Below are 20058 nucleotides of genomic sequence, written 5' to 3'. Positions count from 1 at the left end.
TTTCAAGGGGCTGGGGATAGTGGCGGAAGACGAAAAACTCCTTGACTACCTCAAGAAGGTGACGGCTGACCTGCGTCAGGCTCGTCGACGACTTCGACAGGTGGAGGAGCGGGACCGGGAGCCCATCGCCATCGTGGCGATGAGCTGCCGGTACCCCGGAGGTGTGAAGACCCCCGAGGAGCTGTGGCGGCTCGTCGCCGAGGGCGGCGACGGCGTCACCGAGTTCCCGCCCGACCGGGGCTGGGACGTCGATGGCTTCTTCGACCCCGACGCGGAGCGGTCCGGAACCTTCTCCGTCCGCGAGGGCGGATTCCTGGACACCCCGGGCGACTTCGACCCCGGCTTCTTCTCCATGAGCCCACGGGAGGCGCTCGCCACCGACCCCCAGCAGCGGCTGCTGCTGGAGACCGCGTGGGAGGCGTTCGAGCGCGCCGGGATCGACCCGGCGTCGGTGCGGGGCAGCCAGGCCGGTGTGTTCGTCGGCGCCTCGCCCTCCGGCTACGGCGCCGGGGTGAGCGAGATGCCCGAAGGCGTCGAGGGACTGCTGCTCGCGGGCAACGCCACCTCCGTGGTGTCCGGCCGGGTGGCCTACACCCTGGGCCTGGAGGGGCCCGCCGTGACGGTGGACACCGCGTGCTCGTCGTCGCTGGTCGCCCTGCACTGGGCCTGCCAGGCGCTCCGTCAGGAGGAGTGCTCGCTGGCCCTGGCGGGCGGCGTCGCGGTCATGTTCACCCCCAGCATGTTCGTCGAGTTCAGCCGGCAGGGCGGGCTCGCTCCCGACGGCCGGTGCAAGGCGTTCGGCGCGGGCGCCGACGGCACCGGCTGGGCCGAGGGCGTGGGCCTGCTCCTCCTGGAGCGGCTCTCGGACGCCCGGCGCAACGGCCACCCCGTACTGGCCGTCGTACGGGGCTCCGCGATCAACCAGGACGGCGCGAGCAACGGTCTGACGGCTCCCAACGGCCCCTCGCAGCGGCGTGTGATCCGCCAGGCGCTCAAGAACGCGGGCCTGACACCGGCCGATGTGGATGCGGTGGAGGCGCACGGCACGGGCACCTCGCTGGGTGACCCGATCGAGGCGCAGGCGCTGCTGGCCACCTACGGCAAGGAGCGGGCGGAGGACCGGCCGCTCTGGCTGGGCTCGCTGAAGTCCAACATCGGCCACTCCCAGGCCGCCGCCGGTGTCGGTGGGGTCATCAAGATGGTGATGGCCATGCGCGAGGGCGTGCTGCCCAAGACCCTCCACGCGGATGAGCCGTCCACCCAGGTGGACTGGTCCGAGGGCGACATCCGGCTGCTCAACGAGTCGGTCCCCTGGCCCGAGACCGAGCAGCCCCGGCGGGCCGGCGTGTCCTCGTTCGGCATCAGCGGCACGAACGCGCACGCGATCCTGGAGGAGGCCCCGGAAGCCGAGGAGGCGGAGGAGGCCGAGGCCGAGGTCGCCGACGGTCCGGTGGCGTGGGTGGTGTCCGGCCGCAGCGCGGCCGGGCTGCGGGCACAGGCGGGCAGGCTGCGGGAGTTTCTCGCGGAGCGCCCGGAGCTGGGCGCCACGGATGTGGCGCACTCGCTGGTGGCGACCCGGTCGGTGTTCGAGCACCGCGGGGTCGTGACGGGTGCCGACCGTGAGCAACTCCTGGAGCGGCTGGGCGCGTTGGCCGGGGACGAGGTGGCCTCGGGGGTGACGCGTGGCGTGGCCGATGTGCGCGGCCGCTCGGTCTTCGTGTTCCCCGGTCAGGGGGCGCAGTGGATGGGCATGGCGGTGGGCCTGCTGGAGTCCTCGCCGGTGTTCGCGGAGGCGATCGGCGAGTGTGAGACGGCGCTGTCGGCGTATGTGGACTGGTCGCTGACCGAGGTGCTGCGTGGTGCCGAGGGTGCTCCCGGCTTTGACCGGGTGGATGTCGTTCAGCCGGTGTTGTTCGCGGTGATGGTGTCGCTGGCGAAGCTGTGGCGTTCGGTGGGTGTGGAGCCCGATGCGGTGATGGGTCACAGCCAGGGCGAGATCGCCGCGGCCTGCGTCGCGGGTGCGCTGTCGCTGGAGGACGCCGCCAAGGTGGTCGCGCTGCGGTCGCAGGCCATCGCCGCCGGTCTTGCGGGTCGTGGTGGCATGGTGTCGGTCGGGCTGCCGGTCGATCAGGTCAAGGAGCGCATCGCCGCCTGGGACGGCGCCATTTCGGTCGCCGCGGTCAACGGCCCCGGCTCGGTCGTGGTCTCCGGTGACCCGGGGGCGCTGGACGAGATGGTCGCTCAGCTGGAGGGTGAGGAGATCCGCGTTCGCCGTGTCCCGGTGGACTACGCCTCGCACTCCGCTCATGTGGAGGCGATCCATGATGAGTTGCTGATGGTTCTGGCGGATCTGAAGCCCCGTACCTCCGAGGTGCCGTTCTACTCCACGGTGTCCGGTGAGCTGGTGGACACGGCCGGTCTGGATGCCGAGTACTGGTACCGGAATCTGCGGCAGACCGTTGAGCTGGAGGCCACCACCCGCACCCTGCTCGACACCGGGCACGCCATCTTCATCGAGGTGAGCCCGCATCCGGTGCTCACCCTTCCCGTGCAGCAGACCGTGGAGGCCGCCGAAGCACAGGCCGTGGTCATCGGCACGCTGCGCCGCGACGAGGGTGGCCTGGAGCGGTTCCTGACCTCCGCCGCCGAGGTGTTCGCGCGTGGCACCAAGGTCGACTGGGCGATCACCCTGGAGGGCCGTGGCGCCCGCCGGGTCGAGCTGCCGACCTACGCCTTCCAGCGCGAGCGCTACTGGCTCGATGGATTCGGCCTGCCGCCCGGCGGAGGCGCGGCCGATGGCACCGGCTCCGTCGACGAGCGGTTCTGGGACGTGGTGCAGCGCCAGGACCTGGAGTCCCTGGCCGGGGCGCTGGCGGTCGACAGCGAGGCGCCGCTGAGCGCGGTGCTGCCCGCCCTGTCCGCGTATCACCGCAACAACCGCGACCAGTCCACGATTGACGGCTGGCGCTATCGGGTCTCGTGGAAGCCGCTCTCCGACGCGGCCGACGGCTCGCTGTCGGGGACGTGGCTCGTGGTGGTTCCGGCCTCCCGCGCCGAGGACGAACTGGTCTCGGGCGTCCTCGCCGGGCTCGAGCGGCATGGCGCGGGCGTGGTCCCGGTCGCGGTGGACGAGCGGGACCTCGACACGGATGTGCTGGCGGAGCGGCTGCGCCAGGCGGCCGCCGAGGCGCCCGAGCTGGGCGGTGTGCTGTCGCTGCTCGCCCTGGACGAGCGGCCCTGCCCCGGCCATCCGGCGCTGACCGGCGGCTATGCGCTGACCCTGGTGCTGGTGCGGGCCATGGTCGAGGCCGATGTTCCGGCCCGGCTGTGGTGCGGTACGCGCGGCGCCGTCTCGGTGGGCCGTTCGGACCGGCTCACCAGCCCGGCGCAGGCGATGATCTGGGCGCTGGGCCGGGTGGCCGGTCTGGAGCTGCCGCCGCTGTGGGGCGGTCTGGTCGATCTGCCCGAGTCGCTGGACCGGCGCGGCGCTGAGCGGCTGGCCGGTGTGCTGTCCGTCGAGGGCGGCGAGGATCAGGTGGCGGTGCGCGGCTCCGGTGTCTTCGTACGCCGTCTGGTGCGCTCGGCCGCGGCCGTCGGCGACGGGACCTCGTGGCGGGCGCGCGGCACCGTGCTGGTGACCGGTGGCACGGGTGGGCTCGGCGGCCTGGTGGCCCGCTGGCTGGTCCGTAGTGGCGCCGAGCACCTGGTGCTCACCAGCCGTCGCGGTCTGGAGGCCGAAGGCGCCGCCGAGTTGAAGGCGGAGCTGGAGGGCATGGGCGCCGAGGTGACGGTGGCCGCGTGCGACGCGGCGGACCGCGACGCGCTCGCCGCCGTCCTGGACGCCGTGCCGGAGCACCGGCCGCTCACCGCGGTGGTGCACGCGGCGGGTGTCACGCTCGCGGCCTCCCTGCTGGAGACGGAGCTCGCCGACGCGGCCACGGTCGTATCCGGCAAGGTGGCGGGCGCCGTCAACCTGGACGAGCTGCTCGGCGACCGCGAGCTCGACGCGTTCGTGGTCTTCTCCTCCATCTCCGGTGTGTGGGGCGGCGGCAGCCAGGGCGTCTACGGTTCCGGAAACGCCTTCCTGGACGCGCTGGTGGAGCGGCGCCGTGCCCGGGGTCTCGCGGGCACCGCCGTCTCCTGGGGCCCGTGGGCCGAGGGCGGCATGGCCACCCGGGACGACGCGGGGGAGCAGCTGGCGCGGCGCGGACTGCCCGCGATGGCACCCCAGTTGGCGATCGCCGCTCTGGAGCGCGCGGTGGCCGGTGACGACGGTGTGGTGACCGTCGTGGACGTGGACTGGGAGCGGTTCGCGCCCTCGTTCACCGCGGTCCGGCCCAGCCCGTTCCTGAGCGATCTCGACGAGGTCCGGGCGCTGGAGACGAAGGGCGGTGACGGCGAGAGCGCCGACGCCGCCGGGGCGCAACTGCGCGAGCGGCTCAAGCCGCTCACCGAGGGCGAGCGGGACCGGGCGCTGCTCGATCTGGTGCGCAAGCACGCCGCCTCCGTACTCGGCTACGCCTCCGCCGAGATGGTCGAGCCGAACCGGGCCTTCCGCGATCTGGGCTTCGACTCGCTGACCGCGGTCGACCTGCGCAACCGGCTGGCCGCCGAGACCGGTCTCGGCCTTCCCGCCACGCTGGTCTTCGACTACCCCAGCGCCGGTGTGCTCGCGGCGCATCTGCGCGCCGAGGTGCTGGGCACCACGTCCCCGGCGCCGACCACCGGCTCCGGGGCCAACGCCGGGTCCGGCGCGGACGACGAGCCCATCGCGATCGTCTCCATGAGCTGCCGCCTGCCCGGCGGCGTGCGGAGCCCGGAGGACCTGTGGCAGCTGGTCGACGGCGGCGGTGACGCCATCTCGTCGTTCCCGTCGGACCGCGGCTGGGACCTGTCGGGCATGTACGACCCGGACCCGGACCGGCCGGGCACGTTCTACGCCCGTGAAGGCGGATTCCTCTACGACGCGGGCGAGTTCGACCCGGGCTTCTTCGGGATCTCGCCCCGTGAGGCCCTGGCGACCGACCCGCAGCAGCGCCTGCTCCTGGAGACCTCCTGGGAGGCGTTCGAGCGGGCGGGCATCAACCCCGCCTCGGTGCGGGGCAGCCAGACCGGTGTGTTCGTCGGCTTCTCGGGCTCCGGATACGGCACCAACCTGGAGACGGTGCCCGAGGACGTCGAGGGCCATCTGCTGACCGGCAACGCCGGCAGCGTCGTCTCCGGCCGTCTCGCCTACACCTACGGCCTGGAAGGCCCCGCCGTCACGGTGGACACCGCCTGTTCCTCGTCGCTGGTGGCCCTGCATCTGGCCTGCCAGTCGCTGCGCCAGGGCGAGTGCGACATGGCGCTGGTCGGCGGTGTGGCGGTGATGGCCACTCCGATGGCGTTCGTGGAGTTCAGCCGGCAGGGCGGGCTCGCGCCTGACGGCCGCTGCAAGCCGTTCGCGGCCGCGGCGGACGGTACGGGCTGGAGCGAGGGCGCCGATGTGCTGCTCGTGGAGCGGCTGTCGGACGCGCGGCGCAACGGCCACCAGGTGCTGGGCATCGTGCGGGGCTCCGCGATCAACCAGGACGGCGCCAGCAACGGACTGACGGCGCCCAATGGCCCCTCGCAGCAGCGGGTGATCCGCCAGGCGCTGGCCAGCGCCGGGGTGTCGGCCGCCGAGGTGGACGCGGTCGAGGCACACGGTACGGGCACCTCGCTGGGTGACCCGATCGAGGCGCAGGCGCTGCTGGCCACGTACGGCAAGGAGCGGCCGGAGGGCCGCCCGCTGCTGCTGGGCGCGCTGAAGTCGAACATCGGCCACACCCAGGCCGCGTCCGGACTCGCCGGTGTCATCAAGATGGTCATGGCGATGCGGCACGGCGTACTGCCGAAGACGCTGCACGTGGACGAGCCGTCGCCGCAGGTGGACTGGACGGCGGGCGAGGTGCGGCTGCTGACCGAGGCCACCGCGTGGCCCGAGACCGGGCAGCCGCGCCGGGCCGGTGTCTCCGCGTTCGGCGTCAGCGGCACCAACGCGCACACCATCATCGAGCAGGCCCCCTCGGACGCCGAGGACACGCGACCGGCCGAGTCGACGGCTCCCGACGACCGTGGCGTGGCGCCCTGGACGCTCTCCGCCCGGAGTGCGGACGGGCTGCGGGCCCAGGCGCGGCGGCTGCGGGCACAGCTGACCGCACGTCCGGAGCTGAGCCTGAAGGACATCGGCTACTCCCTGGTCGCCACCCGGTCGGTGTTCGAGCACCGTGCCGTGCTGACCGGCGCGGACCGTGCGGAGCTGCTGCGCGGGCTCGAGGCCGTCGCCACCGGCGAGGAGGCCCCCGGCGTCGTGCGCTCGGTCGCGACTCCGACGGGGATCACGGCCTTCCTGTTCTCGGGTCAGGGCGCCCAGCGCGTCGGTATGGGCCGGGAGTTGTACGAGGCGTTCCCGGTGTTCGCCCGTGCGCTGGACGAGGTGTGCGCCCACCTGGATGTGCTGCTGGACCGTCCGCTGAAGGAGGTGATGTTCGCGGCCGAGGGCGGTGCCGACGCCGAGCTGCTGAACCAGACGGCGTTCACCCAGCCCGCGCTCTTCGCCATCGAGGTGGCGCTGTTCCGGCTGCTGTCCGCCTGGGGCGTGGCGCCGGATGTGGTGATCGGCCACTCCATCGGTGAGATCGCCGCCGCGCATGTGGCCGGGGTGTTCTCGCTGGAGGACGCGTGCACGCTGGTGGCCGCCCGTGGCCGGCTGATGCAGGCCCTGCCCGAGGGCGGGGCGATGGTCGCCATCGAGGCGTCCGAGGAGGAGATCGCTCCCTCGCTGACCGGTCGTGCGGCCGAGGTGAGCATCGCCGCCGTGAACGGCCCGAACGCGGTGGTCATCGCCGGTGACGAGGCCGCGGCGCTGGAGATCGCCGAACAGTGGTCGGAGCAGGGTCGTAAGACCCGTCGGCTGCGGGTCAGCCATGCCTTCCACTCGCCGCGCATGGACGCGATGCTGGACGACTTCCGCAAGGTCGTCGAAGGGCTCTCGTTCGCCCCGCCCGCCATCGCCCTGGTGTCCAACCTGACGGGCAAGTCGGCGGGCGCCGACGAGGTGTGCTCGCCGGAGTACTGGGTGCGCCATGTGCGGGAGGCGGTGCGCTTCCTGGACGGGCTGCGCTCCCTGGAGAACGCGGGCGTGACCAGGTTCTTCGAGGTCGGCCCCGACGGTGTGCTCGCGGCGATGGCACGGGAGTGCCTGACGGCGGAGGAGGCTTCGGCCCCCGTCGTGGTGCCCGCGCTGCGCAAGGACCGCCCCGAGGCCCAGGCGCTGACGACGGCCCTGGCCGAACTCCACGTCCATGGCGCCACCGTCGACTGGGAGGCCATGTTCGCGGGCCAGGACGTCCGGCGGGTCGAGCTGCCGACGTACGCGTTCCAGCGCCAGAGGTACTGGCTGGACGCCCCCGAGAGCGGTGGCTCCGACACCGCCGCCGTGGACTCGGTCGACGCCCGGTTCTGGGACGCGGTCGAGCGCGAGGACCTCGAGGCGCTGACCGCCGCGCTGCACGTGGACGGAAACGCCTCGCTGACCGAGGTGCTCCCCGCCCTGTCGTCGTACCGCAAGGGCCACCGCGAACGGTCCACGGTGGACGGCTGGCGCTATCAGATCGCATGGAACGCGGTGTCCGAGCTCGCGGAGCGGGCGCTGACCGGCACCTGGATGGTCATGGTTCCCGCGCCGTACGCCGACGACGAGCTGGTCACCTCCGCGGTGACCATGCTCGAGCGGCAGGGCGCCGACGTGGCGCGGATCGTGCTCGACGGCGCGGCGGACATCGATCGCGCGGCGGTCGCCGAGCGGCTGCGCACGGCGGCCGAGGGCGCGTCGGACGGGGCCGTCAGCGGGGTGCTCTCCCTGCTGGCTCTGGACGAGAGCCCCAGCCCCGAGCACACGGTCGTGCCGAGCGGGCTCGCGCTGAACCTCGTCGCGTTGCAGGCACTCGTGGACGCCGGTGTCGAGGCCCCGTTGTGGGTGGCGACGCGAGGTGCCGTATCGGTGACCGGATCCGACACTCTGCGCAGCGCGGCCCAGGCGCAGATCTGGGGCCTCGGCCGGGTCGCCGGACTGGAACACCCCCGGCTGTGGGGCGGTCTGGTGGACCTCCCGGAGGCGCTGGACGAGCGGGCCGCGAACCGGCTGTCCGGTGTGCTGGGCGGTGGCGCGGGCGAGTTCGAGGACCAGGTGGCGGTGCGCACGTCCGGCGTGTTCACCCGGCGCCTGGTGCGGGCCGCGGCGCCGCGGACCACGGCCCGGCCGTGGAGCGCGCGCGGCTCGGTGCTGGTGACCGGTGGCACCGGGGGAGTGGGCAGCCAGGTGGCCCGGTGGCTGGCGGGCGCCGGCGCCGAGCACCTGGTGCTGACCAGCCGCCGTGGCCCGGAAGCCGACGGCGCGGCCGAACTGCGCGACGAACTCACCGCCCTGGGCGCCGAGGTGACCATCGCGGCCTGTGACACCGCCGACCGCGAGGCCCTGGCCGCCGTACTGGCCGCCATCCCGGAGCGGTATCCGCTGAACGCCGTGGTGCACGCGGCGGGCGTCCTGGACGACGGCGTCCTGGACTCGATGTCGGTGGAGCGGGTCGCGGGCGTGCTGCGTCCCAAGGTGGCCGGGGCCCGTCATCTGCACGAGCTCACCGAGGGTCTCGACCTGTCCGCGTTCGTGCTGTTCTCCTCGCTCGCCGGGGCGATCGGCGGGGCGGGCCAGGGCAGTTACGCGGCGGCCAACGCCTACCTCGACGCCCTGGCGCAGCAGCGCAGGGCCCAGGGTCTCGCAGCCACCTCGGTGGCCTGGGGCCCGTGGGCCGAGGGCGGTATGGCGGTCGACGGGGCGCTGGAGGACCGGCTGCGGCGCGGCGGCATGGCCGCGATGACGCCGGAGCTGGCGGTCATGGCCCTCCAGCAGGCCCTCGACCTCCAGGAGACACATCTCGCCATCGCCGACCTCGACTGGGAGCGATTCGTCCCGTCCTACACCGCCGTACGGGCCAGCAGGCTGCTGGACGAGATGCCCGAGGCGCGGCGGATCCTGGAGGCCGCGACTGCGGGCGGTGCCTCCGCGCAGTTCGAGACCGGTGGTTCGGAACTGCGCGAGCGGCTCGCCGGACTGCCGGAGGCGGAGCAGGAACGAGCGCTGCTCGACCTGGTCACCACCCAGGTGGCGGTCGTGCTCGGGTTCCCGTCGGTGGAGTCGGTCGAGTCCCAGCGGGCCTTCCGGGAACTCGGCTTCGACTCGCTGACCGCCGTCGAACTGCGCAACCGGCTCGACGCGGCGACGGGCCTGCGCCTGCCCGCGACGATCGTCTTCGACCACCCGACGCCCGTGGCGCTCGCCCGGCGACTGCGTACCGATGTCGTCCAGGACGGGGTCTCGGCGGCCGCACCGATCCTCGGTGAGCTGGACCGGATCGAAGCGGCGATGGCCACGATCTCCGCCGACGACGTGGACCGGCCGAGGATCACGACACGTTTGCAGACGCTCCTTCTGAAGTGGGGAGAGGCGGAGCAGGATTCGCGCAACTCCGGCAAGAAGGCGGTTTCGGACAAGATTCAGTCGGCGACGTCGGACGAGATCTTCGACTTCATCGACAAGGAGCTCGGGATCTCCTGAGCTGGCGCGGTCGGTTCCCGAGGGTCGTTCCTTACTACTTCCATGGGTGACATAACAATGAACGAAGAGAAGCTTCTCGACTATCTCAAGCGGGTGACCGCGGATCTCCAGCAGACTCGCCAGCGCCTGCTCGAGGCCGAGTCAGCGGACCAGGAACCGATCGCGATCGTCGCCATGAGCTGCCGGTTCCCGGGAGCGGTGAACTCTCCCGAGGACCTGTGGCGCCTGGTGGCGGACGGCACCGACGCGATCGCGGAATTCCCCATGGACCGGGGCTGGGACATCGACGCCCTCTACGACGAGGACCCGGACCGTCCCGGCACCAGCTATACGACCGAGGGCGGTTTCCTGGAGAACGCCGACCAGTTCGACCCGGCGTTCTTCGGGATCTCACCGCGTGAGGCGCTCTCGATGGACCCCCAGCAGCGGCTGCTGCTGGAGACGTCCTGGGAGGCGTGCGAGCGCGCGGGCATCGACCCGATGTCCCTGCGGGGCAGCAGGACCGGTGTGTTCGTCGGCACCAACGGCCAGGACTACTCCATGCTCACGCTCGGCGCGGCCGAGAGCCTGGAGGATGTCGAGGGCCACTCCGGCACCGGCAACGCGGCGAGCATCGTCTCCGGCCGGATCTCCTACACCATGGGCCTCGAGGGCCCCGCGCTCTCCGTGGACACGGCCTGTTCGTCGTCCCTCGTGGCCCTGCACCTCGCCGTTCAGGCACTGCGTCAGCGCGAGTGCACACTCGCGCTGGCCGGTGGCGTCACGGTGATGTCCACCCCGTCGGCGTTCGTCCAGTTCAGCCGGCAGCGCGGCCTTGCCGCGGACGGCCGGTGCAAGCCGTTCGGGGCCGCGGCCGACGGCACCGGCTGGGGCGAGGGCGTCGGCATGCTGCTCGTGGAGCGGCTGTCCGACGCCGAGCGCAACGGCCACCAGGTGCTCGCCATCGTCCGCGGTTCGGCGATCAACCAGGACGGCGCCTCCAACGGCCTCACGGCCCCCAACGGCATATCGCAGCAGCGGGTCATCCGGCAGGCGCTGACCAGCGCCCGGCTGTCGGTCACCGAGGTGGACGCCGTGGAGGCACACGGCACGGGCACCTCGCTGGGCGACCCCATCGAGGCGCAGGCCCTGATGGCCACGTACGGGCAGGACCGCCCCGCGGACCAGCCGCTGTGGCTGGGCGGCATCAAGTCGAACATCGGGCACACCCAGGCCGCCGCCGGTGTCGCCGGGGTCATCAAGATGGTGATGGCCATGCGCGAGGGCGTGCTCCCGAAGACGCTCCACGCGGACGAGCCCTCGCCGCACATCGACTGGACCAGCGGCGCCGTCTCCCTGCTGAACGAATCGATCCCGTGGCCGGACCGGGACCACCCGCGGCGCGCCGCCGTGTCCTCGTTCGGCATGAGCGGCACCAATGTGCACACCATCCTGGAGCAGGCTCCCGAGGCCGAGCCGGCGGAGGCCGATGAAGCCGGGGCCGTGGCCGGTCCGGTGGCGTGGCCGGTGTCGGGCCGTGGCGCGGAGGCGCTGCGGGCGCAGGCCGGGCGGCTGCGTGAATTCCTCGTGGAGCGCCCGGAGTTGGGCGTGGCGGAGGTGGCTCGCTCGCTGGCCACGACCCGGTCCGCCTTCGAGCACCGGGCTGTGGTGACCGGAACCGACCGCGAGGCGCTCCTCCAGGGTCTTGAGGCGATCGCCGAGGACGCCGCCACGGCGAACGGAGTGGTGCGCGGAAGGACCGGCGACGCCGGCCGCTCGGTGTTCGTGTTCCCGGGTCAGGGGGCGCAGTGGGTCGGCATGGCGGTGGGCCTGCTGGAGTCCTCGCCGGTGTTCGCGGAGGCGATCGGCGAGTGTGAGACGGCGCTGTCGGCTTATGTGGACTGGTCGCTGACGGACGTACTGCGCGGTGCCGAGGGCGCCCCTGGTTTCGACCGGGTGGACGTGGTGCAGCCGGTGTTGTTCGCCGTGATGGTGTCGCTGGCGAAGCTGTGGCGTTCGGCGGGTGTCGAGCCCGACGCGGTGATGGGTCACAGCCAGGGCGAGATCGCCGCGGCGTGTGTGGCGGGTGCGCTGTCGCTGGAGGACGCCGCGAAGGTGGTGACCTTGCGGTCGCAGGCCATCGCAGCCGGTCTTGCGGGTCGTGGTGGCATGGTGTCGGTCGGGCTGCCGGTCGACCAGGTCAAGGAGCGCATCGCCGCCTGGGACGGCGCCATTTCGGTCGCCGCGGTCAACGGCCCCGGTTCCGTCGTGGTCTCCGGTGACCCGGGGGCGCTGGACGAGATGGTGGCCCAGCTGGAGGGTGAGGAGGTCCGGGTCCGCCGGGTACCGGTGGACTACGCCTCGCACTCGGCCCATGTGGAGGCGATCCACGAGGAGCTGCTGAGGGTCCTGGCGGATCTGGAGCCCCGTACCTCCGAGGTGCCGTTCTACTCGACGGTGACCGGTGAGCCGGTGGACACGGCAGACCTGGACGCCGAGTACTGGTACCGCAATCTGCGCCAGACCGTCGAGCTGGAGGCCACCACTCGAAGGCTGCTGGATGACGGTCACACCGTGTTCATCGAGGCGAGCCCGCACCCGGTGCTGACCCTGCCGGTGCAGCAGACCGTCGAGGCCGCGCAGGCGCGGGCGGTGGTCGTGGGCACGCTGCGGCGCGACGAGGGCGGCCTGGAGCGGTTCCTGACCTCCGCCGCCGAGGTGTTCGTCCGTGGTGTCACGGTCGATTGGACCGCCATGATCGGGGGCCGGAGCGCCCGCCGGGTGGAGCTGCCGACTTATGCCTTCCGGCGTCAGCGGTACTGGCTGGATGTGTCGGCCGCGGAGATGTCGGCCACCGTCGACGCTCTGGGCGCGGACGCGGTGGACGCCCGCTTCTGGGAGGCGGTCGAGCGCGAGGACCTGGAGGCGCTGGTCCGCACGCTGGAGGTGGAGGACGAGGAGCAGCAGTCGTCGCTGACGGCGCTGCTTCCCGCGCTGTCGTCCTGGCGCCGTCAGCGGCGCGAGCAGAACACGGTCGACAGCTGGCGTTACAAGGTGGCCTGGAAGCCCCTGGCGTCCGCCACCGACACGGCCCTCTCGGGCACCTGGCTCGTCGTCCTTCCCGCGTCGCACGCCGATGACGCTCTCGTGTCCGCCACGGTCAACGGGCTGGAGACGAACGGGGCCGATATCGTCCGGGTGGTGCTTGACGCGTCGGGCAACGACCGCTGGACAGTGGCGGAGCGGCTGCGGGGGGCGCTCGACGAGGCCGGGGTGGAGCCGTCGGACGTGGCGGGTGTGTTCTCGCTGCTGGCGCTGGACGAGTCGGGGCATCCGGCGTTCGGTGTGGTGCCGGGTGGTCTGGCCGCGATGGTGGGTCTGGTTCAGGGGCTGGGCGATGCGGGTGTGGTGGCTCCGCTGTGGTGTGGTACCCGGGGCGCGGTGTCGGTGGGTCGTTCCGATCGGCTGGTGAGCCCGGTGCAGTCGATGGTGTGGGGTCTGGGCCGGATCGTGGGGGTGGAGTACCCCCAGCGCTGGGGTGGCGCGGTGGATCTGCCCGAGACCGTGGACGGCCGTGCGGCGGCCCGTCTTGCCGGAGTGCTGGCGGGCGAGGAGGGCGAGGACCAGGTCGCGGTGCGCGGCTCCGGTGTGTTCGCCAAGCGCATGGTGCGGGCCACGGCGGCTGAGGACGCGGAGGGCCGCGGGACCTGGCAGAGCCGGGGTTCGGTTCTGGTGACCGGTGGTACCGGTGCGCTGGGTGGCCATGTGGCCCGCTGGCTGGCGCGTACGGGCGCCGAGCATCTCGTACTGACGAGCCGTCGTGGCATGGAGGCCGAGGGCGCCGCCGGGTTGAAGGCGGAGCTGGAGGAGCTCGGCGCCCGGGTGACGGTGGCGGCGTGCGACGCGGCGGACCGTGACGCACTGGCCGCGGTGCTGGACGCGATCCCCTCGGAGCTGCCGCTCACCGCCGTGGTGCACACGGCCGGTGTGCTGGACGACGGCGTCGTGGACGCCCTGACGGTGCGGCGCGCGGCCGGGGTGCTGCGTCCGAAGGTGGACGCGACACGGAATCTGCACGAACTGACCGCCGGGATGGACCTGTCGGCCTTCGTGCTCTTCTCCTCCGGAGCCGCCACGCTGGGCGGTCCGGGCCAGGGCAGCTACGCGGCGGGCAACGCCTACCTCGACGCGCTGGCGTTGCAGCGGCGCGCGGATGGCCTTCCGGCCACCTCCATCGCCTGGGGCGCCTGGGCCGGCGGCGGTCTCGGCTCCGGCGAGGTCGGTGAGCGGATGGACCGCTCCGGCGTGGTCGGGATGGTGCCCGAGCTGGCGATCTCCGGAATGCAGCAGGCACTTGAACTGGATGAGACATTCCTGGTCATCGCCGAGATCGACTGGGATCGCTTCCAGCCGGAATTCGTCGGCTCACGTCCGAACGCGCTGTTCCGCGAGGTGCCCGAGCTGAACCGCCCCGCTGCCGCCGCCGGTGCGGACGCGGGCGACGGCGACGACGCGATCTCCGCGCTGCGCCGGGAGATGGCGGAGCTGTCCCCCGCCGAGCAGCCGGGGCTCCTCCTGGAGCTGGTGCGCAACCAGGCCGCCGATGTCCTCGGCTACGACAGCGCCGACGCGGTGGAGGCCGACCGCGCCTTCCGCGACCTCGGCTTCGACTCGCTGACCGCCGTCGAACTGCGCAACCGCCTCGGCGTGGTCACCGGCCTCCGGCTGCCGGTCACCTGTGTCTTCGACTACCCGACCGCCACGGTTCTGGCCCGGTATCTGCACACCGAGATGTTCGGCGAGCAGCCGGTCACCGGGGGCGCCACCGCCGCCGCGCCCAAGCGGCCGGAGGCGCTCGACAAGCCCGTCGCCACCGATGAGCCGATCGCCATCATCGGCATGAGCTGCCGGTTCCCCGGCGGGGTACGCACCCCCGAGGCGCTGTGGGACCTGCTGATGGCCGAGGGCGATGTGATCTCCGGGTTCCCCGAGGACCGCGGCTGGGACATCGACGGCCTCTACGACCCGGACCCCGAGAAGTCCGGCACCAGCTACGTCCAGTCCGGCGGCTTCCTCGACGAGGTCGGCCACTTCGACCCGGCCTTCTTCGGGATCTCGCCGCGCGAGGCGATGGCGATCGACCCGCAGCAGCGGCTGCTGCTGGAGACGTCCTGGGAGGCGTTCGAGCGCGCCGGTATCGACCCCGTGGTGCTGCGCGGAAGCCAGACCGGTGTCTTCGTCGGGTCCAACTACCACGACTACGGTTCGCGCATCCTGAAGGACGCCGAGGGCGTGGAGGGGTATCTCGGTCTCGGCAGCGCCCCCAGCGTCTCCTCCGGCCGTATCTCCTACACCTTCGGCTTCGAGGGGCCGGCCGTCACGGTGGACACCGCGTGTTCGTCGTCGCTGGTCGCCCTGCACCTGGCCTGCCAGTCGCTGCGCCAGGGCGAGTCCTCCGTGGCGCTGGCCGGCGGTGTGACGATCATGGCCACGCCTGGCACGTTCATCGAGTTCAGCGCCCAGCGGGTGCTGTCGTTCGACGGGCGCTGCAAGGCGTTCGCGGCGTCGGCCGACGGCACCGGCTGGTCCGAGGGCGTGGGCATGCTCCTGGTGGAGCGGCTGTCGGACGCCCAGCGCAACGGCCACAAGGTGCTGGCCGTCATCCGGGGTTCGTCGATCAACCAGGACGGCGCGTCCAACGGTCTGACGGCGCCCAACGGCCCGTCGCAGCAGCGGCTGATCGAGCAGACACTGGCCGGCGCCCGGCTGGCCGCCGCCGATGTGGACGTGGTCGAGGCCCATGGCACCGGCACGCCCCTCGGCGACCCGATCGAGGCGCAGGCGCTGCTGGCCACCTACGGTCAGGGCCGCCCCGAGGGCCACCCGTTGCTGCTGGGCGCCATCAAGTCGAACATCGGTCATACGCAGGCCGCCGCCGGTGTCGCGGGTGTCATCAAGATGGTGATGGCCATGCGCGAGGGCGTCCTTCCCAAGACCTTGCACGTGGAGGAGGCCACGCCGCATGTGGACTGGTCGGCGGGCGACGTCGAGCTGCTGACCGAGGCGGTGCCATGGCCGGAGACGGACCATCCGCGCCGGGCGGCGGTGTCCGCCTTCGGCGTGAGCGGCACCAACGCACACACGATCATCGAGCAGGCGCCGGTCGCCGACGAGCCGGAGGCACCGCGGGCAGCGGACGCCCCGGACACGACCGCGGTCCCGGTGCCGTGGATCCTCTCCGGCAGGACCGACGCCGCCCTGCGGGGCCAGGCCGAGCGACTGCGGGACCAACTCGCCACGTTCACCGAAGAGTTCATGCCCACTGTGGACGTCGGCTATTCCCTGGCGACGACCCGGTCGCTCTTCGACCACCGGGCCGCCCTGATGGGCGAGGACCGCGCGGACATGCTGCGTGGCCTCGATGCCCTCGCGAAGGGCGAGACCGCGCCCGGTGTCGTGCGGGGCATGGCGGGGGCGGCCGGTAAGACGGCGTTCCTGTTCTCGGGCCAGGGTGCGCAGCGCCTGGGCATGGGCCGGGAGCTGTACGACACCTTCCCGGTGTTCGCCGACGCGTGGGACGAGGCGTGCGCCCATCTGGACGGTCTGCTCGACCGTCCGCTGCGGGATGTGGTGTTCGCGGCGGAGGGGAGTGCGGACGCCGAGCTGCTGGACCGGACGGCGTTCACCCAGCCCGCGCTCTTCGCGGTCGAGGTGGCGCTGTTCCGGCTGCTGGAGCACTGGGGTGTCAGGCCGGATGTGCTGATCGGCCACTCCATCGGTGAGATCGCCGCCGCCCATGTGGCCGGGGTGTTCTCGTTGGAGGACGCGTGCACGCTGGTGGCCGCGCGCGGTCGGCTGATGCAGGCGCTGCCGGAGGGCGGCGCCATGGTGGCGGTGCAGGCGTCCGAGGAGGAGATCGCCGGATCGCTGGCCGGTCGTGAGGCCGAGGTCAGCATGGCCGCCGTCAACGGCCCGACCGCCGTGGTCATCGCGGGTGACGAGGCCGCGGCGCTGGAGATCGCCGAACAGTGGTCGGGGCAGGGCCGCAAGACCCGGCGGCTGCGGGTCAGCCACGCCTTCCACTCGCCGCGCATGGACGCGATGCTCGGCGACTTCCGCAAGGTCGTCGAAGAGCTGACCTTCGCCTCGCCGGCCATCGCCCTGGTCTCCAATGTGACGGGTCAGCCGGCCGGTGCGGACGAGGTGTGCTCCGCGGAGTACTGGGTCCGGCATGTCCGGGAGGCCGTGCGGTTCGCGGACGGGGTACGGGCGCTCGATGCGCAGGGCGTGACCCGGTTCGTCGAGGTCGGCCCCGACGGTGTGCTCACCGCGATGGCGCGGGACTGCGTGGCGGACCGCCCCGAGGGCACCGCCGAGCCCGTCCTGGTGCCGGTGCTCCGCAAGGACCGCCCGGAGGCGCGGGCGCTGACGACGGCGCTGGCCGAGCTCCACGTGGGCGGCGTCGCGGTGGACTGGGAGCGGATCTTCGCCGGGCGCGGCGCCCGCAAGGTCGAGCTGCCCACCTACGCCTTCCAGCGGGAGCGCTACTGGCTGGAGGCCCTGACGTCGTTCGCCAGCGATGTGACCGCCGTGGGCCTCGTCCCGCCGACGCATCCGCTGCTGGGCGCCGCCGTCGAACTGCCCGACGCGGACGGCTTCCTGTTCACCAGCCGCCTCTCGCCGCAGACCGACCCGTGGCTCGTCGACCACATGGTGCAGGACACCGTCCTGCTGCCCGGCACGGCCTTCCTCGAACTGGCCCTGCACGCCGCCGACCAGGTCGGATGCGACCGGGTCGAGGAGCTGACCCTCACGGCGCCGCTGCCGCTGCCCGAGCGGGGCGCGGTCCACCTCCAGCTGGCGGTGGGCGGACCGGACGAGAACGGCACGCGCTCGCTGAACGTGTACTCCCGGCTGGAGGACTCCACCATGGAGCAGCCGTGGACGCAGCACGCCTCCGGTCTGCTCTCCCGGAGCGGGGCGCAGGACGACACCGGCCAGGCCGACCTCGCCGTATGGCCCCCGGAGGGCGCCGAGCTGATCGACACCGAGGACGTCTACGACCGGATGGCCGCGGGCGGCTTCGCCTACGGCCCGGTCTTCCAAGGGCTGCGGTCGGTGTGGATCCGCGGTGACGAGGTCTTCGCCGAGGTGCGTCTGCCCGAGGAGAACGCGTCCGAGGCGGGGCGGTTCGGTCTGCACCCGGCCCTGCTGGACGCGGCGGTTCAGGCCGTGATGTTCGTACCGCAGGAGGAGGCGGGCCTGGCCAGGCTTCCGTTCTCCTGGACCGGTGTCTCGCTGCGGGCCACGGGCGCCTCGGAACTGAGGGTGCGTCTCGGCTCGCTCGGGCCCGACTCGATCGGCCTCACGGTGGCCGACACCAGCGGCCGCACGGTGGCCACCGTCGACTCCCTGGTACTGCGGCTGGTCGCCGAGGGGCAGATCCAGTCGGCCGGTTCCCCGGCCGCCGGGCATGACTCGCTCTTCCGGCTGGACTGGACCCCCGTCCCCGTCGGTGCGCCGGCCCCCGCCTCCGAAGGGACCTGGGCCGTACTGGGCACGGACGACCTGGGGGTGCGCTCCGGCTTCGAGGCCGCGGGCGCCGATGTGACGGCGTACGCGGATCTGGCCGCGCTGCGCGGGGCGATCGACTCCGGGGCCACACCGCCGGACGTCGTCATGGTGGCGGGCGCCGCGGCGGCGGTCGGCATCGACGACGGCGCCGACCTGGCCGGTCGGGTGCGTGGCGCCGCGTACCGCGCGCTGGAGCTGGTGCGGACGTGGGTCACCGACGACCGGTTCGACGACTCCTACCTGGTGTTCGTGACCCGCGGCGCGATGGGCGCCCGCTCCTCAGAGGAGGTGCGCACCCCGGCCGAGGCCGCCGTATGGGGCCTGGTGCGCTCCGCGCAGACCGAGCACCCCGGGAAGTTCCTGCTGGTGGACCTGGACCCGGAGGAGCACGGCGACGCGTCCGAGGTGCTCCGGGCGGCGCTGACCGCCGAGGAGCCGCAGGTGGCCGTGCGCGACGGACGGGTGCTCGCGGCGCGTCTCGCCCGGGTGGCCCCGGCCGAGGACCGGCCGGAACCGGAGACCACGCCGCTCGACATCAGCGGCACGGTGCTGATCACGGGTGGTACGGGTGGTCTGGGCGCGCTGCTGGCCCGCCATCTGGTGGTGGAGCACGGCGTCGAACGGCTGGTGTTGACGAGTCGTCGTGGTGCGGAGGCGCCGGGTGCGGCGGAGTTGGTGGCGGAGCTGGCGGGGCTGGGTGCCGTAGCGGAGGCGGTGGCGTGTGATGTCGCCGACCGTGCTTCGGTGGAGGGTCTGCTGGCGGGTATCGGGTCGGAGCGTCCGCTGTCGGCCGTGGTGCATGCGGCGGGTGTGCTGGATGACGGTGTGGTGGAGTCGCTGACGCCGGAGCGGGTGGACAAGGTGCTGCGTCCGAAGGTGGACGCCGCGCTGCACCTCCACGAGCTGACCCGCGGCCTGGACCTCTCCGCGTTCGTGGTGTTCTCCTCGGCCTCCTCCAACTTCGGTGGCGGCGGCCAGGCCAACTACGCGGCGGCCAACGCCTTCCTGGACGCCCTGGCGCACCAGCGCCGCGGACTCGGCCTCCCCGCGGTCTCCCTGGCCTGGGGCATGTGGGAGCAGCGCAGCGAGATGACCGGGGAGCTCGGCGAGGCCGACCTCCAGCGCATCGCGCGCGCCGGGCTCAACGCGCTCACCTCCGAGGAGGGCCTGGCGCTGTTCGACGACGCGCTCAGGGCCGATGAGACCGTGCTCGTGCCGACCCATGTGGACCTCGGCGCCCTGCGGGTCCAGGCCCGCACCGGTGAGGTGCCCGCTCTGCTGCGCGGTCTGGTGCGGGTTCCCCGGCGCCGGGTCGCGGCGTCGGAGACCACGCGGAGCGGCACCGGCTCGTTGCGGGACCGTCTGGCCGGTCTCTCCGCGGCCGACCAGTACCGGGCCCTGCTGGACCTGGTCCGGGTGCAGGTGGCGACGGTCCTCGGCCATGGCTCGCCGGAGGCGGTCGAGCCCGACATGGCCTTCAAGGACATGGGCTTCGACTCCCTGACCACGGTGGAACTGCGCAACCGGCTCAACACCGAGACCGGGCTGCGGCTGTCGGCCGTCCTGGTCTTCGACCACCCCACGCCCACGGCTCTGGTGGACCACCTTCGGGAGGAACTCCTGCCGGACGGCGGTACGGGGGAGCCGGTGGTCTTCGCCGAGCTCGACAAGCTGGAGCCTTTGCTCTCCAACGTGATGGACGACGCCGAGGTGCGCACACAGGTGGCCGAGCGGCTGAAGGAGCTCCTGGAGAGGCTGGGTGAGGCTGCCGACTCCGGCTCCACCGCCGAGGTGGCCGAACGGATCGGATCGTCGTCCAACGACGAGCTGTTCGCCTTCATCGACAACGAGCTCGGGCTGTCCTGAACCGC

The 20058-nt window shown here is 72.7% G+C and carries 2 protein-coding genes; both read left to right on the top strand.

What is annotated here, in order from left to right:
* Positions 1–19 precede the first annotated feature (19 nt).
* Positions 20–9634 (top strand): type I polyketide synthase, encoded by a 9615-nt coding sequence (locus AB0E24_RS16915; protein ID WP_359377757.1) that lies wholly within the window; start codon positions 20–22, stop codon positions 9632–9634.
* 57 nt (positions 9635–9691) lie between these two features.
* A complete protein-coding gene (locus AB0E24_RS16910; protein WP_359377754.1) occupies positions 9692–20053 on the top strand; it encodes a type I polyketide synthase in 10362 nt (3453 codons plus the stop codon).
* Positions 20054–20058 lie beyond the last annotated feature (5 nt).

The organism is Streptomyces malaysiensis subsp. malaysiensis (assembly GCF_040653035.1).
GTDB lineage: Bacteria > Actinomycetota > Actinomycetes > Streptomycetales > Streptomycetaceae > Streptomyces > Streptomyces malaysiensis.
This window is presented reverse-complemented; position numbering and strand designations above follow the sequence as displayed.

Bases quoted from the DNA above. Each gene is read 5' to 3' on its own strand.
- AB0E24_RS16910 (WP_359377754.1), top strand. From the start codon at position 9,692: ATGAACGAAGAGAAGCTTCTCGACTATCTCAAGCGGGTGACCGCGGAT.